20 protein-coding genes are annotated in these 20948 nt (G+C 52.3%); 4 read left to right on the forward strand and 16 right to left on the reverse strand.

The features are described 5' to 3' along the window. Positions 1-20: 20 nt before the first annotated feature. The 14 genes from phnP to patD form a co-directional block, all read right to left on the reverse strand. Positions 21-770: a phosphonate metabolism protein PhnP gene (phnP, locus tag RS889_RS15210; RefSeq protein ID WP_315711068.1), complete on the reverse strand. Its 750-nt coding sequence runs from the start codon at positions 768-770 to the stop codon at positions 21-23. After that, on the reverse strand, positions 770-1303 hold the full coding sequence (gene phnN / locus RS889_RS15215; RefSeq protein ID WP_021015316.1) for a ribose 1,5-bisphosphokinase: 534 nt from the start codon (positions 1301-1303) through the stop codon (positions 770-772). Before phnN ends, phnP begins: the two co-directional genes overlap by 1 nt. Continuing rightward, on the reverse strand, positions 1303-2439 hold the full coding sequence (gene phnM / locus RS889_RS15220; RefSeq protein ID WP_315707879.1) for an alpha-D-ribose 1-methylphosphonate 5-triphosphate diphosphatase: 1137 nt from the start codon (positions 2437-2439) through the stop codon (positions 1303-1305). The genes phnN and phnM overlap by 1 nt, the downstream gene beginning before the upstream one ends. Further along, positions 2436-3140 (reverse strand): phosphonate C-P lyase system protein PhnL, encoded by a 705-nt coding sequence (phnL, locus tag RS889_RS15225; RefSeq protein ID WP_315707880.1) that lies wholly within the window; start codon positions 3138-3140, stop codon positions 2436-2438. Before phnL ends, phnM begins: the two co-directional genes overlap by 4 nt. Before the next feature lie 103 nt (positions 3141-3243). Next, positions 3244-4020 (reverse strand): phosphonate C-P lyase system protein PhnK, encoded by a 777-nt coding sequence (gene phnK, locus RS889_RS15230; protein ID WP_021015313.1) that lies wholly within the window; start codon positions 4018-4020, stop codon positions 3244-3246. Next, the gene (locus tag RS889_RS15235) at positions 4007-4861 is read right to left on the reverse strand and encodes an alpha-D-ribose 1-methylphosphonate 5-phosphate C-P-lyase PhnJ (protein ID WP_315707881.1); all 855 of its coding nucleotides are present in this window, start codon (positions 4859-4861) and stop codon (positions 4007-4009) included. Before RS889_RS15235 ends, phnK begins: the two co-directional genes overlap by 14 nt. Further along, positions 4839-5930 carry a carbon-phosphorus lyase complex subunit gene (locus tag RS889_RS15240; RefSeq protein WP_315707882.1) on the reverse strand — a complete coding sequence of 364 codons (1092 nt, stop codon included), beginning with the start codon at positions 5928-5930 and terminating at the stop codon, positions 4839-4841. The genes RS889_RS15235 and RS889_RS15240 overlap by 23 nt, the downstream gene beginning before the upstream one ends. Beyond that, positions 5930-6505, reverse strand: coding sequence for a phosphonate C-P lyase system protein PhnH (gene phnH / locus RS889_RS15245; RefSeq protein ID WP_315707883.1), 576 nt, complete (start codon positions 6503-6505; stop codon positions 5930-5932). Before phnH ends, RS889_RS15240 begins: the two co-directional genes overlap by 1 nt. Then, positions 6502-6951 carry a phosphonate C-P lyase system protein PhnG gene (phnG, locus tag RS889_RS15250; RefSeq protein WP_021015309.1) on the reverse strand — a complete coding sequence of 150 codons (450 nt, stop codon included), beginning with the start codon at positions 6949-6951 and terminating at the stop codon, positions 6502-6504. Before phnG ends, phnH begins: the two co-directional genes overlap by 4 nt. Beyond that, a complete protein-coding gene (gene phnF / locus RS889_RS15255; RefSeq protein WP_021015308.1) occupies positions 6952-7671 on the reverse strand; it encodes a phosphonate metabolism transcriptional regulator PhnF in 720 nt (239 codons plus the stop codon). Positions 7672-7991: 320 nt separating this feature from the next. After that, a complete protein-coding gene (gene tnpA, locus RS889_RS15260) occupies positions 7992-8450 on the reverse strand; it encodes an IS200/IS605 family transposase (RefSeq protein WP_315707820.1) in 459 nt (152 codons plus the stop codon). 218 nt (positions 8451-8668) lie between these two features. Then, positions 8669-10087, reverse strand: a complete 1419-nt coding sequence (ygjG, locus tag RS889_RS15265) for a putrescine aminotransferase (protein WP_315707884.1) — start codon at positions 10085-10087, stop codon at positions 8669-8671. A 121-nt stretch (positions 10088-10208) separates the two neighbouring features. Then, positions 10209-10340, reverse strand: coding sequence for a hypothetical protein (locus RS889_RS15270; RefSeq protein ID WP_315707885.1), 132 nt, complete (start codon positions 10338-10340; stop codon positions 10209-10211). A 41-nt stretch (positions 10341-10381) separates the two neighbouring features. Next, positions 10382-11806, reverse strand: coding sequence for an aminobutyraldehyde dehydrogenase (gene patD / locus RS889_RS15275; protein WP_315707886.1), 1425 nt, complete (start codon positions 11804-11806; stop codon positions 10382-10384). A 1271-nt stretch (positions 11807-13077) separates the two neighbouring features. Between patD and RS889_RS15280 the strand changes: the two genes are divergently transcribed. After that, positions 13078-14418, forward strand: coding sequence for an anaerobic C4-dicarboxylate transporter (locus tag RS889_RS15280; protein ID WP_037380791.1), 1341 nt, complete (start codon positions 13078-13080; stop codon positions 14416-14418). 90 nt (positions 14419-14508) lie between these two features. Here the strand turns inward: RS889_RS15280 and gltP are convergent, their stop codons facing one another. Continuing rightward, positions 14509-15834, reverse strand: a complete 1326-nt coding sequence (gene gltP / locus RS889_RS15285) for a glutamate/aspartate:proton symporter GltP (RefSeq protein WP_315707887.1) — start codon at positions 15832-15834, stop codon at positions 14509-14511. Positions 15835-16488: 654 nt separating this feature from the next. Between gltP and RS889_RS15290 the strand changes: the two genes are divergently transcribed. Then, positions 16489-17475 (forward strand): DMT family transporter, encoded by a 987-nt coding sequence (locus RS889_RS15290; protein WP_315707888.1) that lies wholly within the window; start codon positions 16489-16491, stop codon positions 17473-17475. 147 nt (positions 17476-17622) lie between these two features. On the opposite strand, the gene hypC is transcribed toward RS889_RS15290, so the two are convergent. Further along, positions 17623-17892: a HypC/HybG/HupF family hydrogenase formation chaperone gene (gene hypC, locus RS889_RS15295; protein WP_021015302.1), complete on the reverse strand. Its 270-nt coding sequence runs from the start codon at positions 17890-17892 to the stop codon at positions 17623-17625. A gap of 405 nt (positions 17893-18297) precedes the next feature. Here hypC and RS889_RS15300 point away from each other — a divergent pair, with 405 nt between their 5' ends. Together RS889_RS15300 and hyfB are read left to right on the forward strand one after the other, a co-directional pair. Then, positions 18298-18924, forward strand: a complete 627-nt coding sequence (locus RS889_RS15300; RefSeq protein WP_315711070.1) for a 4Fe-4S dicluster domain-containing protein — start codon at positions 18298-18300, stop codon at positions 18922-18924. Next, positions 18921-20942 carry a hydrogenase 4 subunit B gene (gene hyfB, locus RS889_RS15305; RefSeq protein ID WP_315707889.1) on the forward strand — a complete coding sequence of 674 codons (2022 nt, stop codon included), beginning with the start codon at positions 18921-18923 and terminating at the stop codon, positions 20940-20942. The genes RS889_RS15300 and hyfB overlap by 4 nt, the downstream gene beginning before the upstream one ends. Positions 20943-20948 lie beyond the last annotated feature (6 nt).

Raw genomic sequence — 20948 nt, forward strand, 5'->3', positions numbered from 1 at the left:
TAAAACACCGCCAATTTGCATCAGGCATGCAGTATCAGACCATCCTCGGCGGTAGCTACTCTATCCGGTAGGGTATGCATCATTAACCAACTGTCCATTTCATGACTCAGGTGTGTCAACCAGGTCTGCGCTGGGTTAAGCGCCTCATGAATGGCCAGTGCCCGGGTCAGGTCATTGTGATTTCGGGGCGGCGGTTCGCAAGGGGCGGCGGAGCAATCGACAATCAGATGAGTCAGCGCCCGTTCGCTCAGATAACGAAACGTCTCCGTCGGCAACCCGATCGTGTCCGTCAGGTACGCCAGCGTCTGGTGAGTATCTTCCAGCAAATAACCGAATGTCGGCCGCGAATGATTAAGTGGTAGCGGTGTCACGCGAAGTTCGCCTAATCGCAGCATCTGGAACGGGGTCAGAAACGGTTTAAAATCCAACATCCCCGGATGCTTGTAGAGATCGTCGCAGCCCTGCATATCTGGCGGGCCATATACCGGGATTTTCTCCCCGATCCCCCAGCGTAGCGAAAACAGTCCCTGAACATGATCCATGTGGTAATGGGTTAGCACTATATGACTGATTTCGCCCGGACTGAAGCGCTGTTCCAGTCGCGGCAGCCCGGCATCCAACAACGTCGTTTCGTCGCCACAACGAATCGACGCGCTACAGGGACCGCGTCGGTAACGGTATTCACGCTGCGCCCGAACACACGCAGGACAGTCACAGCCAAACACCGGCACTTGCCGAACATCGCCGGTTCCCAGAAAAGTAAACTCCATCACGTTTTCTCCAGCAGTTGGCAAAATGCCAGCAGGGTGTGTGATAACGGTCCATCATTCATCAATTGCTGACAATCGGCCGGCACCACATTATTGGCACGGCGCAGTCGTTGCTCAATCTCAGCAGCGCTCTCCCGTCCGCGTTGACGCAACCGCTGAGCCAACACCGAAGTAGAAACCTGTAGACACACTGGCAGCAGTTGTGCGCCATAACGCGCCTGAGCCTGATGCAGGGCAAACCGCGAGCCATTAGCCACCACATCCAGCCCTTGGCCCAGCCAGACATCAATCTCAATTCCCAGACCGTAATAGTGCTGATGCGCCTGCCAGTGCAGCGCAAACAGCCCGTTGACCTGACGACAGATAAACTCCCTCTCACTAAGAGCGACATGATTCTCGCCCCCGGCATCGGCAGGACGGGTGATATAACGATGAGCCACCAGCAGGTCATCCAGTGCCTGCTGGCGTAGAGCCGCTAGTAATGAGTCCTTGCCAGAACCGGACGCACCCATCAGCCAGATAAGCCGTGCCATCAAAACACCTGTCGCCCTTGCGCCCACACATGCTGCACCCGCACCTGACCATGCGGCGCATGCGCCAGCACCAGGTCCGCCCGCTTTCCCTCGGCAATCTGACCGCGATCCGTCAACCCGATGGCCCGGGCCGGATTAGCAGAGACCAACGCCACTGCCTGTGACAGAGTGAATCGGTTACTGTCATCGTCGGCGATACGGAATACCGCATCCAGCATACTGGCGGGATAATAGTCCGACGACAGAATATCCAGCAGGCCCAACGCAGCCAGATGATGCGCCGACACATTGCCGGAATGCGAACCGCCGCGCACAATATTCGGCGCCCCCATCAATACCTGCATACCGCATTGGTGAGAGGCGTGGGCCGCTACTTCGGTGGTGGGAAACTCCGCAATCATACTGCCCAGCCCATAGGACTCCTCGACATGTTCAGCCGTGGCGTCATCATGACTGGCCAGTGCGATACCCCGTTCACGACAGCAAGCGGCAATCGCCAACCGGTTCGGTTGGGACCAACGCCCCGCCAGACGACGCTGATCCGCGTCAAACGCATCCATTTCATCATCATTCAGATGATATTTTCCCTGATAGTATTCGCGGTATTTTTCTGGCGAGGCGAACTGACGCTGCCCCGGCGAGTGATCCATCAGGGATACCAGCGACAAATTCTGCGTATCGATCAACGTCTCAAACAGCGGTAGCGTTGAATCATGTGGTAACTCGCAACGCAGATGAAGACGATGTTCCGCCCGGTTCACACCCTGCTGTTGACTATGAACAATAGCGCCAATCATCCGTTGCAGGTTATCCAGCCGGTGGCCGCCATCGCGTACATCACCAACCGCCACTGCATCCAGCACGGTGGTAATACCGCTGGCGACAATCAGCGCGTCGTGACTGCTCATGGCAGAATGTGCCGGCCAATCAACCTTCGGGCGTGGCATGAAAAATTTGTCCAGGTTATCGGTATGCAACTCCACCAGTCCCGGCAATAACCAGCCATTCTCCCCGTCCAGTGCCTGCGGCAGCCGGCTGGGAGTATCGGAAATCGCACAAATCACGCCATCCCGGCATTCCAACGAACCGCTGACCACCTCATGGTCCAGAACCATCCGTACATGATTGATAATCATAGCGCTGGCTCCTGTATCACCGGATCCATCACATACAGACGATCGGCTACTCTGGCGCGCACTTGCGCATCATGAAATATCCCCACTATGGCAGCGCCACGTTCACGTGCCGCTTCGATTAGCATCACCACCGCGTCGCGGTTGGCATTGTCCAGTGAGGCAGTCGGTTCATCCAGCAGTAACACCGGATAATCCGCAATAAAGCCACGCGCAATATTCACCCGTTGCTGCTCTCCGCCGGAAAAGGTGGACGGCGCCAACGACCACAGATGGGATGGCACATTCAGGCGCGACAACAGTGTCCGCGCCCGCGCTTCACACTCGCTGCGTTCCACTCCCCGCTCCAATAGCGGTTGCATGACCACCTCCAGTGTCGGAATACGTGGGATGACCCGTAAAAACTGGCTGACCCAACCAATGGTTTCCCGCCGTACTGCCAGCACCTCGCGGGCCGGGGCCGTCACCAGATCGACCCACTGTTGCTGATGGTGTACCCAGACATGGCCGCTGTCCGGTTGGTAATTGGCATACAGTGAACGCAGCAAGGTGGATTTCCCGCTACCGGAATGACCATGCAGCACCACACACTCCCCGGCCGCCACCGTCAGACTGGCATCATGCAGCACTGGCAATTGGATGCCGTGCTGATTATGCAGCACAAAGGTTTTACACAGATTTTCGACGCGAAGCTGAATATTCATGGTTTTTACAACCTGTAGAGAAACATTATGGGTACCCGCGATATTGGTTCGGGCAAGCAAAACGACTCGTATCTATAGACACCTGATGAAGTTCGTGTGAATGCTAGTTCAGCACCGATGACACCAGCAGTTGGGTATAGGAATGATGCGGATCATCCAGCACCCGATCAGTTAATCCGCTTTCCACCACTTCACCTTGACGCATTACCAGCAAACGATGGGCCAGCAACCGGGCGACACCGAGATCGTGGGTCACGATCACCACCGACAGATTCAAATCCCGGACCAGATTGCGCAGCAGATCAAGTAATCGCGCCTGTACCGACACATCCAGGCCACCGGTAGGCTCATCCATAAATACCAGCCGGGGATGCGTCACCAGATTGCGGGCAATCTGTAGGCGTTGCTGCATACCGCCGGAAAACGTGGTCGGCAGATCATCCAGTCGGGAAAGTGGAATTTCCACATCCGACAGCCATTGCCCGGCCTGACGACGGATATCGCCATAATGCCGCTGTCCCATCGCCATCAGTCGTTCTCCGATATTTCCCCCGGCGGATACCTGCGGACGCAGACCGTCCATCGGATTTTGGTGCACCACACCCCATTCGGCGCGCAACAGCCGACGACGATCGCTCTCGCTCATGGCATATAAATCGCGTCCCTGATAAAAAACGTCACCGTGTTGTGGCGTCAGACGCGCCGACATCGCCTGTAACAACGTGGTTTTACCGGAACCGGATTCGCCAACAATACCCAGCACTTCACCGGGATAAATCTCCAATGACACATTGCTGAAACCCTTCCCCGGCGCGTAAAGATGGGTGAGTTGTCGTACTGTCAGCAATGGTTGTTCGACAGTCTCGCTAGTGTGAGTCATGGCGCTGGGCCTCCTGACGTTGCTGGCAATAATCGGTATCAGAACAGACAAACAGTCGGGTGCCCTGGTCATCCATAACCACTTCATCCAGATAACTCTCCTGCGAACCGCATAGCGCACACGGCTGCTCCCAGCGTTGTACGCTGAACGGATGGTCATCAAAATCGAGGCTTTCCACTTTGGTATAAGGCGGTAAGGCGTAGATACGTTTCTCTCGCCCGGCGCCGAACAACTGAAGCGCGGGCATCATGTGCAACTTGGGATTATCAAATTTCGGGATTGGCGACGGATCCATAACATAGCGGTCATTGACCTTTACCGGATACGCATAGGTGGTGGCAATATGACCGAAGCGGGCAATATCTTCATACAGCTTCACCTGCATAATGCCGTACTCCTCCAGGGCGTGCATTTTGCGAGTTTCCGTTTCCCGCGGTTCGATAAAACGCAGCGGCTCGGGGATCGGTACCTGATAAATCAGAATCTGATCTTCACGCAGCGGGGTTTCCGGAATGCGGTGACGGGTCTGAATCAACGTGGCTTGCGTGGTACGTTCAGTAACGGCAGCGCCACTGACACGCTGGAAAAAACGCCGGATAGACACCGCGTTGGTGGTATCGTCCGCGCCCTGATCGATCACTTTCAGTACATCCTGTTCGCCGATCAGACTGGCGGTCAGTTGAATACCCCCCGTGCCCCAGCCGTAGGGCATCGGCATTTCCCGTCCGCCAAACGGCACTTGATAACCAGGTATGGCCACCGCCTTGAGGATCGCCCGGCGCAGCGTGCGCTTGGTGTGCTCATCCAGATAGCCGGGGTTATAGCCGTTCAACGCTTTCATCCTTTCCCTCCTGATGTGCCTGACGTAAACGCCGTAACAGTTCCAGTTCAGCCTGAAAATCCACGTAATGCGGTAATTTGAGATGTGAAACAAAACCGGCGGCTTCGACGTTATCCGCATGTGACAGCACGAACTCTTCATCCTGCGCCGGGCTAGTCACGCGCTCGTTATACGCTTCAGCCTGCAAGGCACGATCCACCAGCGCCATCGCTATCGCTTTACGTTCAGCACGGCCGAATACCAGTCCGTAACCACGGGTGAAATACGGCGGCTCCTGTTCCGGCACCGTGAAACCGTTCACCATTTCGCATTCCGTCAGCAGGATCTCGCCCACCTCCAGTGAGAACCCCAGTTCTTCCGGCTCAATCTCTACCGTGACATAGCCAGTACGAATTTCACCGGCAAATGGATGAGTGCGGCCATAACCCCGTTGGGTGGAATATCCCAGCGCCAGCAAAAAACCCTCATCGCCGCGTACCAATTGTTGCAGGCGTGCGGAGCGGGGGGCGGGATACGAGGGAGGATCACGGGTAATGTCCTGCGGTTCGCTGCCATCATCTTCTTCCCGGGCGGCAATACCTTCCGACGTCATCAGCGCAAACATCGGTGGACATGGCTCAATCAGCACATTATCCGACGTCGACGTCGATGGAGTCGCACCTTCCGCCAACAGAGCAAAATCCAGCAGGCGGTGGGTGTAATCATAAGTGGGGCCAAGCACCTGCCCACCAGGCAGATCTTTGTAAACCGCCGAAATACGTCGTTCCAGACGCATCTGACTGCTGTCGAGCGGCACGCTGTCCGCCAGACGCGGCAAGGTCGTACGGTAAGCACGCAGCAGGAAAATAGCTTCCACCAGATCGCCACTGGCCTGTTTAATCGCCAATGCCGCCAGTTGTCGGTCATAAATCCCGCCTTCGGTCATTACCCGATCCACCGCCAGACTCAGTTGCTGTTCAATTTGCTCTACCGACAGTTCCGCCTGGTCGCTCGTTCCCCGGCGTAACTGCGCCTGTAACTGGTGGGCAGCGTCGATCGCCTTTTCGCCCCCTTTGACCGCAACGTACATCAGGACACCTCCACATGTGTGGTGCGCGGCAGTGCCATCAGCGACTCACCACTGGTGAAAATAAAGTCAAATCCCAGCGGAAATGGGTGCGGCCGCTCACGCAAATAATGCAGCACACTTTCCGGCAGTTGCGGCGCGACACCGCGCGGTTCCGCCATTCCCGGCCCGCTAATTTCCAATGGAAGTCCTCCGCCCAGACTGGGCACCTCCACAATGATCGAGGTGCTTTTTTCCGGTGCCAGTGCATCGCCGGCGGAAAAACCCGCCAGTGAAACCTGTGGCACTGACAGCAATAGCGCAAAATCCGCCTGCGCACGTTCAGTAACCAGTGCGCCAGTATGAAAGCGCAGATTAGTGAGCAGGGTTTCATCCTGTAACGCCGGATCCAGCCATAGCGGCGTTTCACGATCGACCAACGTCAGCAGAACCGCGGTCGCGGCCGGCGAAAGCGCGCCCCAACGCGGCGAATGAAGGAGAGAAACAATCACGCCCGGTTCGCTCATGGCCTTTAAAATACGGCGGAAGGCGTATTGCGCGTCCCCGAACGGATGGGTAAAGCCAGCAAGTAGCGTCATTCATTGTCTCCACGAACCAAAGTAAAGAAATCCACCTTGCTACTGGCAATTTCCTGTGCCCGCTGCTGCAATTGCTCTGCGCGGGTTGCCGCCAACGGTACGATTAGCTGCTGATAAAGCGGTGTATCGGTACCCTGTTTTTGCAACAGGGCATCCACCAACGCACACAGCTCGGCGTGCGGTTTGTTACGTCCGGTCACGTAGCTGTAACCACAAGTGCCATCATCCAGCCGTACCACTGCGCGAGTAAGGGTGACATCTCCCAGTACAAAGCGTTTTCCGGTGCCCCCCATGCGCCCTTGCACGCGCGCCAGTCCGGTCTCTGGTGTACGCAACACCTGATAGCTATAGCGCAAACCCAGCTGTTGCCAGTGTTGTTGCATGACGTCCGGATCGCTGTGCGCCAGTATCGACATCCAGCGTTGTCTTGCCGTTTGTATTGCCATCTAGTGCTCCATGGTCAGTTCAATCATCTCTGCCCGAACCAGGCTGACGGAATACTCCGCCACGCGATCACTGTCGGTACAGATATTCAGGGTACGGATGCACAGCAGTGGCGATTGCGCCACCGTTTCCAGTAGTTGCCGCTCTTTCGCCTGCGCCGGACGGGCACTGATGCGGGTTTGGCGACGGGTTAACGGCTGATGCAGTTCGCGGGCGATAAAGTCGTGCAGCGACCCGCTCTGGAATTGCTGTAGTGCGGGCCACCAGTTGAGTTCCGGCAAATAATGGTCGATCACGCTGACCGGTACAGCATTGACCCGCCGCAGGGTACGCAGGTGAATCACCGGTTCCCCTTCCTGACAGCCTAGTGCAGAGGCCACGTCGCTATTGCAGGGCCGCAACACGGCCAACAGACGTTCACTGGTGGGATGGCTGCCCTGCTCCATCAGATTCTGACTGAACCGGGCCTGGGCATGCAGCGGATAATCATAAGGACGCATCAACACCAGGATACCGATGCCTCGACGACGCTGAACCAGCCCTTTATTCACCAGTTCGTCCACCGCACGGCGTAGTGTATGGCGGTTCACTGAATAGCGATCCGCCAATTGCTGCTCAGAAGGCAGGTAATCACCACTGTGATATCCCTTGCGTAGTTCTTCTTCCAACTGCGCGGCAATGGCTTGATATAGAGTGGTAGGATGTCTAGATAACTGAATCATTCAAAAAATCCCGTCATTGTCAGGTGAAAAACTCGTATCAGAAGAAAATCCATCAAATTGCATGAAACAAGAGCGAATACGCAGGGGAACAACGGTGGTTGGCATGACACTTACCTTCTATGGGCAATGGGTAACATGATGCGGGCTGACTGTGACACTGAGGTGAAGGATGCATTGCGGGATAATGAAGAGATGTAACGGAGGGAAGACAAAATAAATATCCTCCGGCATAGCCGGAGGTTTTTCATATGCGCCTATAAGGCTCTGTTACCAGCCGCGCCCTAACAGGCGCATCGCGATCTGACATTTGCATCTATGGATTACTTACGGCCCGTAAACGGGCTACCCGGATATGGGATCGAGAGTTGCTCACCCAACTTATCTTGCTCCAATTGGTGCTTTATGTATTCTTGTATCTTCGATGTATTCTTTCCCACCGTATCTACATAATACCCTCGACACCAGAATTCTCGATTTCGGTATTTAAACTTCAAATCGCCAAATTGCTCATAAACCATCAGGCTACTCTTACCCTTCAGGTATCCCATAAAACTCGACACACTCATCTTCGGCGGGATCTCCAGAAGCATATGGATGTGATCCACACAACATTCTGCCTCCACGAGGTTCACGTTTTTCCATTCACACAACTTTCTTAATATGCCGCCAATTGCCCTACGCTTTTCTCCATAGAACACCTGCCTTCGGTACTTCGGCGCAAAAACGATGTGATATTTACAGTTCCATCGGGTGTGCGCTAAGCTCTTTTCGTCCCCCATGGGACCCCCTTTCAATTTTTTGCTTAACTTTTGCAGTTGCCAGACCGCAAGGTGTTTTAACAAATCGAAAGGGGTTTTTATAACCGACTTATAGCTGAAAGCTTTACGGAACCCCCAGCCTAGCTGGGGGTTTTCTATAGACAAAAAAAGCCAGTCAGATTACCGGACTGGCTTGTCACATCGTGACAACACGACGTTGACAGAATTTCGCTGGTTTTTCACTGTATCGAAAGTTCCTCATCGATAAATTCTGGTTTAACCTCTGCCCGCTGCGTTTTCCATAATTTCTCCAGCGCCCGTTCTGCTTCAAGCAGAACATGGCAACATTGTTCATGGGTGATAGTCAGCGGCGGCTCAATACGGATCGATTTGGCATTGTTCAGCGTACCGGCCACCAACACTCGGCGTTGGAACAGTTCACTGGCAAAAGCATAACCGATCTCGTTCTTTTTAAACTCAATAGCCTGCAACAATCCCCGTCCGCGAACCTCGGCCACCAGCTCTGGATAACGTACCGCCAGCCGTTTCAGCCCGGACAGCAGGAAGCTGCCTTGCTGCGCCGCCTGTTCAGGCAGATTGTCCCGCAGCAGCACATTTATCGTTGCCAGCGCCGCCGCACAAGCCAGCGGATTGCCACCAAACGTAGTGGTATGCAGGAACGGATTATCAAACAGCACCGAGAATACCGCTTCGGTTGCCACTGTCGCGCCAATCGGCATCACACCCCCGCCCAGTGCCTTCGCCAGACAAAGAATATCGGGCTGGACACCATAATGCTGGCAGGCAAACATTTTTCCAGTACGTCCCATACCGGTCTGAACTTCGTCCAGAATCAGCAATGCCCCAATCTCGTCACACAGTGCACGCACCGCAGGCAAGTATTGATCCGGAGGCAAAATCACCCCACCTTCACCCTGAATCGGTTCCAGGATCACGGCGGCAATGCCTTCACCGTTACTTTGGCATTGATGAATCTGCTTTCTCATGGCGTCAATGTCACCAAAAGGCACATGATGGAACCCCGGTAACAGTGGCATGAAAGGTTTGCGGAATATCGGTTTGGCGGTAGCGGAGAGAGAACCCAGCGATTTACCGTGGAACGCCCCATGAGCGGCGATAAAACTGAATTTCCCTTTTGGACCCTGATACGCTTTCGCCAGCTTCAATGCCGCTTCCACTGCTTCCGTGCCACTGTTGGATAAAAAGCTGTATTTCAGGTTACCCGGCGTAATCGCCGCCAGCGTTTTTGCCAACATACCGCGTAGCGGGTCCAGCAATTCCTGGCTGTGCAATGGCTGTTTGGCAAGCTGTTTCTCAACGGCAGCCACCACGGTAGGGTTACGGTGGCCAACATTGAAAATGCCATAACCACCGAGACAGTCGAGATATTCATTACCTTGGGTATCGAGCAGGGTATTCAGGCCGCTGGCGCGCCACTCTACTGCGCCATAGCCACCGCCGCTGGTAACTGATTTCCGGTATTCGAGGAAACCAGGATTGACATATTCACGGAAGGAATTCAGTGTTTCCTGATTCAGTGTCTGTGCATCCTCATCGGATAACACATCACTCATAATCCATTTAAGCGCCTGCTGAGAACACTCTAGCGGGTTGAGACAAGTCGGCAATCTGGACAAAATAGACTCCTTGCTTAACGGGTATCATGTGATACCAGTTTAAGTAATGCACAGAACACGCCAGTTGCCCATCAAATTTTGAAATAAAAACTTTTCGCCTCCGGATAGATGCTTTGTAAGATTAAATAAACAGGAACAGTGTGGAACAGAGATAAAAACCCATATCAATATTCTTCAGGATCAAATACCGCAAAACACCCAGACCAAATGCACCATTAGTGGGCATACTGCCCACTAAAACGCCATTATTCATCGACAACACTATTCATCAATAACAATGGCGCTGGTTCTGAATCAATGGCGGAACATAATATGGCGCACCACGGTGTAATCCTCCAGCCCGTACATGGACAGATCTTTGCCATAACCGGAAAGCTTTTGCCCACCGTGGGGCATTTCACTCACCAGCATGAAATGCGTGTTTACCCAGGTACAACCATATTGCAGACTGGCCGCGATACGATGGGCACGGCCAACATCTTTCGTCCATATCGACGAGGCCAAACCATAGCCGGAGTCATTGGCCCATGCCACGACCTGGGCTTCATCATCAAATGGGGTGATGGAAATCACTGGACCAAACACTTCCTGCTGCACGATTTCATCGTCCTGACGGGCATCGGCCAGCACTGTCGGTTGAAAATAGTAACCGCCGCCTGATACACGCGCCCCGCCGGTAATGACCCGAATATGCGATTGAGCTTTGGCCCGTTCCACAAAACCAATCACACGTTCCAGTTGTCCGGCTGTGATCAGCGGCCCCAATTCAGTATCGTCATCCTGCGGATCACCCATATTCAGGGTGGAAACCGCTCTACCCAGCGCCGCGACCACTTCCTCATAGACTGGACGTTGCACATATAACCGACAGGCCGCCGTACAATCCTGACCCGCATTATAGAAACCAAAGCTCCGGATCCCCTCCACGACCTGCGCCAGATCGGCATCCGCAAATACAATGACTGGTGCCTTGCCGCCCAGCTCCATATGCGTGCGTTTAACACTGCCAGCGGTATGAGCCACAATATGAGCACCGGTGGCGATGGAGCCCGTAAGCGATACCATGCGCACCAATTTATGACCGGTTAAAGCATCACCGATATCTTTCCCCCGACCAAACAGGATGTTGACCACACCCGGCGGGAAAATATCTGCCAGCAGAGTGGCCAGATAAAAGGTGGTCAGCGGTGTCTGCTCTGCAGGTTTCATCACTACACAGTTGCCGGCGGCCAGCGCTGGAGCCAACTTCCATGCGGCCATCATCAGCGGATAATTCCAGGGTGCGATAGACGCGACAACGCCCACCGGATCACGGCGGACCATCGACGTGTGTCCTTCAAGATACTCACCGGCGGCCGACCCACTCAGGCAACGGACTGCGCCGGCAAAAAAGCGAAAGACATCGGCGACGGCCGGGATCTCATCGTTCAGTACCGCATGGTAGGGTTTACCACAGTTCAGCGATTCCAGTTTCGCCAGGGCTTGAGCATGCATTTCAATCGCTTCAGCCACTGCCAGCAGCAGTGCGGCACGGGTTTTGGGTGATGTACGTCCCCAGTGGACAAAGGCCGCGTCCGCCGCGTTGACCGCATCATCGACCTGCGCCAAATCAGCCTGTGGAATAGCGGCGATCTCTTCGCCGGTAGCAGGGTTGTACACCGCCAGATATTCGCCGTTTCCCGCAACCTGTTTACCATCAATAAGTAATTTGTCGTACATAACACTCTCCCTTTGAGCAGAAATCTATCGGTGATGGACTAGCAAAATAGTTGCCACATTCAAAAAAGATGGCGACCAGTCACTGACCAGCATCGGTGTTTGTTGGCCACGTTGCCTTTACGCCCAAGATCCCCAGGGATACCGCGCCTAAGGTCACTCCGGCGGCTTACACCGCTACGCCCACCGACGCACACGCCCTGATATCTGAGATATCTGAGATATCTGAGATATCTGACTTTGTCAGCAGTCTGCTGATTCCGACCACTGGCTGACCGACGTTTTTCGCATATATCTTGTATAGCGCTGCACTGCGCATTTCACCAGATATTACTCTAGGTTCGATAATCAGATGAGAGGGGTCAGATGAAGGGAAAGTAACAGCGGCGGCAACGGCAAACCGGCAAGGTCATATTGCAGAGGACGGAGCATGAAAGTACGGTGATTTTTACATACTAAACGGTTATCAAAACACGTCTATACCCGTCATACTTCAAGTTGCAGGTGTGTTGGCTGCGTTCGCTCACCCGAATCACTTACCTGAGTAAGCTCATCGGGATTCGCTCACTTGCCGCCTTCCTGCAACTCGAATTATTTTGGGCTTATACCGCTATTTATTGTCCATATTATACTAATAAGTTTTATATTATCTTCATTTTAATAACTAAAGATACTATTGAGTTTTCTAACCATCATCCATGGAAAAATGTGAATCGCCCTCACATACCGGCACAACGAGTTGAATCTGTCGCAATCGCTAATCATTATCATCTGTTGATGAGATAATAAAGCGCGTTAATATTGACATTAATATTAATAAAGCGAACAATAAAGAAATAATCTAAAATTATCATGTTTATCAATTGATTACGTTAATTACCATAGGCTATCCATTTCAGAAGTCATTTAGATTAAGACATTTATGAGTATTAATCGTCAATAAAAAACAAACAAAGAACCTTATTACAACAAAAACAAAACAATAATATAAACAAAAATCGACAACAAAGCCAAAATCAAACCTGAAAATAGCGCTTAATATTTAAGATTATTTAATAAACTAATTTTATAATTAAGAAACTAAAAAAACCAATAATTATTTATTATTGCAGGGGAGTTCTTTTATTTAAGATAAATTTAAGACAAATTAAAGAAACATTAAAAATAATAGACTCAGATCAAGAAAAAAAATGGTCAATAATATCTATAGTAGCCGTGACGAAAGTAAGCCAATCTTAATTAATTAACTCGTCATTATGAGTAATGGGGAATCTATGGACTTTATCATTCAGCTTATCATTGTCCTGATATGCCTGTTTTATGGCGCACGTAAAGGTGGGATCGCGCTGGGTTTATTAGGCGGTATCGGGCTTGTAATTCTGGTTTTCATTTTCAAACTTCCACCAGGAAAACCACCAGTTGATGTAATGCTGGTTATTATTTCTGTAGTAGCCGCATCCGCAACACTGCAAGCATCTGGTGGTTTGGATGTCATGTTGCAAATGGCGGAAAAAATGCTGCGCCGTAATCCGAAATATGTTTCGATTATTGCGCCGTTTGTCACCTGTATCCTGACCATTCTTTGTGGTACTGGACATGTGGTGTACACCATTCTGCCCATTATCTATGACGTGGCAATCAAAAATAATATCCGCCCTGAACGTCCAATGGCGGCCAGTTCTATCGGTGCCCAGATGGGGATTATTGCCAGCCCGGTTTCTGTCGCCGTGGTATCGCTGGTTGCCATGTTGGGTAACTTTACCTTTCAGGGTAAACATCTTGAATTTCTGAACTTACTGGCAATCACAGTTCCGTCAACCTTACTGGGTATTCTGGCTATCGGGATTTTCAGTTGGTTCAGGGGTAAAGATCTGGATAAAGACCCCGTTTTCCAGAAATTTATTTCCGTACCGGAAAACAAAGAATACGTCTACGGTGATACCGCTACGCTGCTGGATAAAAAACTGCCGCGCAAAAACTGGATAGCCATGTGGATCTTTCTGGCGACTATTGCGGCTGTAGCGTTGATGGGGGCAGTACCCAGCCTGCGTCCGGTATTTAACAACAAGCCGTTGTCCATGGTGTTGGTCATTCAGATGTTCATGCTACTGTCTGGCGCCATCATCATCATAGCGACGAAAACCAATCCCGCGTCTATTTCTAAAAACGAAGTGTTCCGCTCAGGGATGATCGCTATTGTCGCGGTGTATGGTATTGCCTGGATGGCGGAAACCATGTTCGGCGCCCACATGTCGCAAATTAAAGATACACTGGGCGCATTGGTAAAAGATTACCCCTGGGCTTACGCGTTGGTCTTGCTGCTGGTTTCCAAATTCGTCAACTCTCAGGCCGCAGCACTGGCTGCCATTGTGCCTGTAGCACTGGCGATTGGTGTTGATCCCGCCTATATCGTGGCATCAGCGCCAGCCTGTTACGGTTACTACATTCTGCCGACTTACCCCAGCGATCTGGCTGCCATCCAGTTTGACCGCTCCGGTACGACCCACATTGGCCGTTTCGTCATTAACCACAGTTTTATTTTGCCAGGATTGATTGGCGTGAGTACATCCTGTGTCTTTGGCTGGATTTTAGCGGCACTGTACGGCTATTACTAACCGCGCGATGCGCCGGATGGTTCAGGGAAATCCGGCGTTAACGTGAAAAAGGTTTTCAATCGTCAAAAAACCGGGCTATGCCCGGTTTTTTTATAGCGACGTTTCCTGACTGGCGGGCCGAGCCTCAAGTCCGATCAGTTCACGCTCGTAAGCCCGTGCTTTCTCCTCGTCAAACTGACCTTCCCATTTGGATATCACCAGCACCGCCAGTGAGTTACCTACCACATTGAGCGCGGTACGCGCCATATCCAGAATACGGTCAACCCCGGCGATAAACGCCAGGCCTTCCAGCGGAATCCCGACACTGCCCAGCGTCGCCAACAACACCACAAAAGAGACCCCTGGTACACCGGCGATACCCTTGGACGTCAGCATCAGCGTCACCACCAGCAACAGCTCCTGGCTAAGAGAGAGGTCAATACCATAGAGTTGGGCGATGAAAATGGCGGCGATACTCTGATACAAAGTAGAGCCATCCAGATTGAAAGAGTAACCGGTTGGCACCACAAAGCTGGTGATGGCTTTCGGCGCACCATACGCTTCCATTTTTTCAATGATCCGTGGCAGTACGGTTTCCGAACTGGCTGTGGAATACGCCAGAATCAGTTCATCTTTCAGAATACGGATCAACATTGTCACGCGCAGACCACTCACGCGTGCCACCAATCCCAGCACCACCAGCGCAAAAAACAGGATGGCGACATAAACCAGTATCACCAGTTTTGCCAGTGGCCACAGTGAAGCAAAACCGAAATTGGCCACGGTGACAGAAATCAGCGCAAACACCCCCACCGGAGCATAACGCATGATCATATGTGTCACCTTGAACATGGTCTCCGATGCACTGCGGAACACATTCAGCAAAGGTTCACGCTGTTCTCTCGGTAGCGAGGACAAGCCCAGCCCAAACAGTACCGAGAAAAAAATCACCGGCAGCATATCCCCTTTAGCCAATGCGGCAAAAATATTGGAGGGGATCAGCGACAGAATAGTACCCACCAAACTGTGAGTACCGCTTTGTACTTGTTGCGTGGTTTTTTCATACTGGGAAATATCCACCGAGGTCAGCGTCGACATATCGATGCCGTAACCAGGATGAAAAACATTCGCCAACGTAATACCGAGAATAATTGCCAATGTCGTAATGATTTCAAAATAGATGATGGTCTTTAAACCGATGCGCCCCAATTTCTTGGCATCACCAACACCGGCAATTCCCACCACCAGCGTAGTGATAACAATGGGGACCACAATCATCTTGATTAACCGTATAAATATATCCCCTGCCGGACTAAGGATATTACTGATTAGCCATTGCTTGTCATTGGGATACTCATGTAAAAGCGCGCCGACAACAATACCGATAATCAGTGCGATGAGGATTTGCCAGGCAAGACTAACTTTCTGTTTTTTCATAGTGATAATCCATGTTTATGCTCCCTGCGCTAACCTGTGACAAAACGACTGCCAGCAATCAATTCAGCTCAAGCTGAATTGATAAAACGAGGGGAGATTACGGAGATAAAATGTTGTTATTATCGTGACAAGCCATTTCATTCCAGCAGGCCACATACTTGAAAATCACATAGTTATTCATAAAAAACGAACAAGTATTTGATTACAAAAATAAAACATATGCCATAAGTTATTGTTATCGCCGTAAATGCTACTATCCAGAACAGATGAGATCAAGAAAATCGTGAAATTGATAGTTCATAACTATGCTGAATGGCACTCCATAATGGTCATCATATGCGTTATACCCGATCGCAAAAAAGGCAGCCATCTCGCGGATATGGCAGCTCACACCGGATCAGGAAGAGAGAACCGCATATTAGCCACTTCGGCCAGGTTGTAATGGCAATGTGAAGATTCACGGATAACTTTTTAACTGCTGAAAGTTCACACCTTACTTCAAGTCAATTATGCTAGTGGCCATCATCAGTACAAAGTTTTGCTATTCCATACCAATACATAATTTGATTCTTTTATGGTTTTTCTATCACAAGTATTTCGGTTAGCAGGATCACCGCTCCCCTTGGATATTTTTACTACAGAACAGGAAGGCTAATGTTAACCGGTATCGTGTTTGCGCTATCCGCAGGCTTGATGTGGGGATTGATATTTATCGGGCCGCTACTCATACCCGACTACCCAGCCGCCTTACAGTCTACCGGGCGTTACCTCGCGTTTGGTCTGATTGCCCTGCCGCTGGCCTGGAGTGATCGCGCCCGTCTGACGCAGCTAACCCGTCAGGACTGGCTTGAGGCACTGAAGCTTTCGACGATCGGCAACCTGCTGTACTACCTCTGTTTGGCCAGTGCCATCAAGCGAACTGGCGCACCGATTACTACCATGATTATCGGAACGCTGCCGGTGGTGATCGCTATAAGCGCCAACCTGCTTTATGGTCGTCATGATGGTCGCTTATCATGGCGACGCCTGACACCCGCGCTGGGGCTGATTGCTGTGGGGTTAATCCTGGTGAATATAGCGGAGATCACCAATGCGTCGGCACCGCTATCGTTATGGAACTACCTCAGCGGCATGGCATTGGCCCTGCTGGCTGTTGTTTGCTGGACCTGGTATCCATTGCGCAATGCTCGCTGGTTACGCCAGCATCCGGATAAGAATCCGGGTACTTGGGCTACTGCACAAGGTGTAGCGACATTACCACTGGCACTGGTGGGATACCTGCTGGTTGGTGGTTATCTGGCGTTGACCGAGCCGCGCTTCGCACTCCCTTTCGGCCCACGACCGGAGGTATTTATTACGTTGATGGTGATCATCGGCCTGTTCAGTTCCTGGCTCGGCACGCTGTGTTGGAACGAGGCGAGCCAACGCCTGCCCACCGTATTGGTGGGGCCACTGCTGGTATTTGAAACGCTGGCGGGTCTGGCGTATACCTTTTTGCTGCGCCAGTCCTGGCCGCCATTACTGACATTGTGTGGAATTATCTGCCTGATCAGCGGCGTCATTTATACCATGCGGATTAAACTCAAACCGATGGTTTCCGCCGTATCGCCCTCGCCGGTGACTGACCACGAGCATGGTTGAAGCCGCGCCAGAACAGATCAAACAGGCGATTGGCTCTGCGGAGGCACATTATTATATGAAACCCCGTATCTGGGGTGACAGTATTATCCCCGCCGCGTTGTCATCTCGATAAAATGAGTGCGGGATGGCAGGCTAGCGGCATCTCCGTCAGGTTCTCAGAAACACTGTCACGTCCTGTTCTACTTCTTCCATCTGTCGTAATGCGTCCAACGTATCACGGGCCTCACGTTCGTCGAGACGGCTCATGGCAAACCCGACATGAACCAGAACCCAACTGCCGATTAACGGTTGCTGATCGTCATCACCCACGATCAATGCCACATTGACCTCACGCTTTACGCCACAGACATCCACCCACGCCAATTGGCGATCCACTGACGCCCACTCCACGACCTGACCCGGAATACCAAGACACATATCCAGCTCCTCTCGATTGTCGACATAAAAAAGAATGAAACAGACTAAGCAAATTTAATGCCAGCGATCTTGATTACACCCAACTGAACCATAAAAACAGCGCTTATGACGATAATTTACCCTTTGATTCCCACTGCTTCGGCGAAAAACGCATCATCTGCCCCTTTCCGGTGTTTTATCCAGAATGAAAAAATCTTTTGCTGTCGATAGTGACGAGATTACCTTCATTATCGGAAAGAACCGTCGTCACTAATGTCGAGCGACGTTTTTCACGTCACCCACTTTTCAGAAAAAAAATAGATCAACACATTGATTTAAAATAACTAAATGAGAACTTAACTCATGTGGCATGGAATATGCTTTCCGGCGATGGACTACTTCATCATGACCCCGGAGGGTATGGCTATGAACCGCTTCGTCATTGCGGAGCCAAAACGTTGTATCGGATGCAACACCTGTATGGCCGCCTGTACACAGGTACACCGCCAACAGGGACTACAGACACATCCGAGATTGACGGTCGAGCGCGATGCCGGTGGCACCGCTCCGGTACTATGCCGTCACTGTGAGGATGCGCCCTGTGCCAAGGTATGTCCGGTCAATGCCATTACGCATCAGGATAATGCGGTGGTACTGGATGAGAATACCTGCATCGGTTGCAAGCTTTGTGCTATCGCCTGTCCATTTGGCGCAATCACTCCATCAGGCAGCAAGCCGCTGTCTATTCCGGAAACGTTTGATCAGCATATTCCGCTGTCCATGCTCTCTGACGTGCCGGTCAGCGTTTCCTCTATTCATCCGTTCCTGTCATGGAATGCCGGTGTTCGCAGCATTGCGGTGAAATGCGACTTGTGTGACTTCCTGGAAAATGGCCCGGAATGTGTGCGTGTCTGTCCGACCAACGCCTTGTATCTGGTCGATGACCAGAGCATGGAAAACGCTATAGCCGCCAAGCAGAAACAGGCGATGGAATGGCCAACCGGTAATATTCCTTTCCCGCCAACGGAAAATGAACGGGAGCCAAAATTATGATGACTGCATTGCAATGGCTGAGTCTGTCACTGGCATTTTATCTGGCGGGCGCACTGCTTTCCCTGTGTCTGTCGCGTCAGGAGTCGCTGGCTATCCGCCTGAGTGGGCTCTGTTCGTTTGTCGGCGGTTGCGCCGGCGTCGCGGCGGCATTACCCCTACTACTCGGTGGCCCGGTCGTCACTGCCATGTTTAGTGGTCCATTTGATGCCTTCGCTCACCTGACCTTACGTCTTGATGCCCTGGCGGCATTTATGGTGATGGTGATTTCCCTGCTGGTGATGATGACATCGCTCTACTCACTGGCTTATCTCCAGGAATACCGCGGACGCGGCGCCTGGGCGATGGGGTTCTTCATGAACCTGTTTATCGCCTCGATGGTAGCGCTGGTGGTGGTGGATAACGCTTTCTACTTCATTATTCTGTTTGAAGTGATGTCCCTTAGCTCCTACTTCCTGGTGATTTCCGAACAAAACGAAGAGGCGGTCAGCGCTGGTCTGCTCTATTTCCTGATTGCTCACGCCGGTTCGGTGCTGATCATGATCGCCTTCTTCCTGCTCTACCGGCATAGTGGTAGCCTGGATTTTGCGGATTTCCGAAAGGCATCGCTGTCTGCACCACAGGCTTCCGTTGTCTTCCTGCTGGCGTTCTTTGGTTTTGGTGCCAAAGCCGGGATGTTGCCGTTACACGGCTGGTTGCCACGTGCTCACCCGGCAGCGCCGTCACACGCTTCCGCGTTGATGTCCGGCGTCATGGTGAAAATCGGTATCTTCGGGATCATCAAAGTCGGCATCGATCTGCTCGGTGCCACCGAAACATGGTGGGGCGTGGTGGTACTGGCGTTTGGTGCGGTGTCTTCGGTACTGGGTGTGCTGTATGCGCTGGCCGAGCACGATATCAAACGGCTGTTGGCTTACCACACGGTAGAGAACATCGGCATTATTCTGATGGGTGTCGGCGTTGGCATGATTGGCATTGCCACGCATCATCCGCTGCTGGCGATGCTGGGTCTGCTTGGTGGCCTGTATCACCTGCTTAACCATGCCGTGTTTAAAGGCTTGTTGTTCCTCGGGGCCGGGGCCGTCATTTATCGTCTGCACACTAAAGATATGGAAAAAATGGGGGGTCTGGCTCGCCTGATGCCACGTACCGCACTGGCGTTTATGGTCGGGTGTATGGCTATCTCCGCGCTGCCGCCACTAAACGGTTTTGTCAGTGAATGGTTTACCTATCAATCGCTGTTTAGCCTCAGTCACGACGGCAGTTTTGGCCTGCGTCTGGTGGCACCGATTGCCATCGTGATGCTGGCGATTACCGGTGCGCTGGCAGCCATGTGTTTTGTCAAGGTTTACGGTATCAGTTTCTCTGGTGCGCCACGCAGTGAAAAAGCCGCTCAGGCCCGGGAAGTCCCATGGCCGATGACCACCGCCATGTTGTTGCTGGCGTTACTGTGCGTGCTGCTGGGTATCGGTGCCAGCGAGGTCGCTCCCGTCATTGCACAAGTGGCCGCCAGTCTGACCCACAATAGCGCCCCGACTGTGGCACTGGGTATGCAGGTATTCCCTGGCAATCCGCAACAGACCTCGCTGAACACCCCCTTGATCTTCATTCTGTTGCTGGCATTACCGCTGCTGCCGCTGCTGCTTTACGTCGGCTGTCGCGGTGCTCGCCTGAACTTCCGTCAACGCGGCACGCCGTGGGCTTGTGGTTATGGTTATGAAGCCTCGATGGCGGCATCAGCAGGTAGCTTTACCCAACCGTTACGCGTGATGTTCGCACCACTGTACCGGATGCGTAAAACCCTGGATCCCGCCCCGGCGATGCAAAGCGCACTGGAACATACCACCCAGGCGGCAGGATACGTCGAACCGGTGTGGGACGACCATATCGTGGGGCCATTAGTGCGGGGCGTACAACGTCTCGGCCGCGCCGCGCAGTGGATTCAGAATGGTGACTTTCGGGTCTACTGCCTGTATGTGGTCGCCGCGCTGGTTATTCTGATACTGGCGACAATGGCCTAAGGAGAA

This window comes from Brenneria uluponensis, from assembly GCF_032395385.1.
Lineage (GTDB): Bacteria > Pseudomonadota > Gammaproteobacteria > Enterobacterales > Enterobacteriaceae > Prodigiosinella > Prodigiosinella aquatilis.

Excerpts from the sequence above, each read along its gene's own strand:
- phnP (WP_315711068.1), bottom strand. The coding sequence starts at position 770 with ATGGAGTTTACTTTTCTGGGAACCGGCGATGTTCGGCAAGTGCCGGTG.
- phnN (WP_021015316.1), bottom strand. The coding sequence starts at position 1,303 with ATGGCACGGCTTATCTGGCTGATGGGTGCGTCCGGTTCTGGCAAGGAC.
- phnM (WP_315707879.1), bottom strand. The coding sequence starts at position 2,439 with ATGATTATCAATCATGTACGGATGGTTCTGGACCATGAGGTGGTCAGC.
- phnL (WP_315707880.1), bottom strand. The coding sequence starts at position 3,140 with ATGAATATTCAGCTTCGCGTCGAAAATCTGTGTAAAACCTTTGTGCTG.
- phnK (WP_021015313.1), bottom strand. The coding sequence starts at position 4,020 with ATGACTCACACTAGCGAGACTGTCGAACAACCATTGCTGACAGTACGA.
- RS889_RS15235 (WP_315707881.1), bottom strand. The coding sequence starts at position 4,861 with ATGAAAGCGTTGAACGGCTATAACCCCGGCTATCTGGATGAGCACACC.
- RS889_RS15240 (WP_315707882.1), bottom strand. The coding sequence starts at position 5,930 with ATGTACGTTGCGGTCAAAGGGGGCGAAAAGGCGATCGACGCTGCCCAC.
- phnH (WP_315707883.1), bottom strand. The coding sequence starts at position 6,505 with ATGACGCTACTTGCTGGCTTTACCCATCCGTTCGGGGACGCGCAATAC.
- phnG (WP_021015309.1), bottom strand. The coding sequence starts at position 6,951 with ATGGCAATACAAACGGCAAGACAACGCTGGATGTCGATACTGGCGCAC.
- phnF (WP_021015308.1), bottom strand. The coding sequence starts at position 7,671 with ATGATTCAGTTATCTAGACATCCTACCACTCTATATCAAGCCATTGCC.
- tnpA (WP_315707820.1), bottom strand. The coding sequence starts at position 8,450 with ATGGGGGACGAAAAGAGCTTAGCGCACACCCGATGGAACTGTAAATAT.
- RS889_RS15270 (WP_315707885.1), bottom strand. The coding sequence starts at position 10,340 with ATGAATAATGGCGTTTTAGTGGGCAGTATGCCCACTAATGGTGCATTT.
- patD (WP_315707886.1), bottom strand. The coding sequence starts at position 11,806 with ATGTACGACAAATTACTTATTGATGGTAAACAGGTTGCGGGAAACGGC.
- RS889_RS15280 (WP_037380791.1), top strand. The coding sequence starts at position 13,078 with ATGGACTTTATCATTCAGCTTATCATTGTCCTGATATGCCTGTTTTAT.
- gltP (WP_315707887.1), bottom strand. The coding sequence starts at position 15,834 with ATGAAAAAACAGAAAGTTAGTCTTGCCTGGCAAATCCTCATCGCACTG.
- RS889_RS15290 (WP_315707888.1), top strand. The coding sequence starts at position 16,489 with ATGTTAACCGGTATCGTGTTTGCGCTATCCGCAGGCTTGATGTGGGGA.
- hypC (WP_021015302.1), bottom strand. The coding sequence starts at position 17,892 with ATGTGTCTTGGTATTCCGGGTCAGGTCGTGGAGTGGGCGTCAGTGGAT.
- RS889_RS15300 (WP_315711070.1), top strand. The coding sequence starts at position 18,298 with ATGAACCGCTTCGTCATTGCGGAGCCAAAACGTTGTATCGGATGCAAC.
- hyfB (WP_315707889.1), top strand. The coding sequence starts at position 18,921 with ATGATGACTGCATTGCAATGGCTGAGTCTGTCACTGGCATTTTATCTG.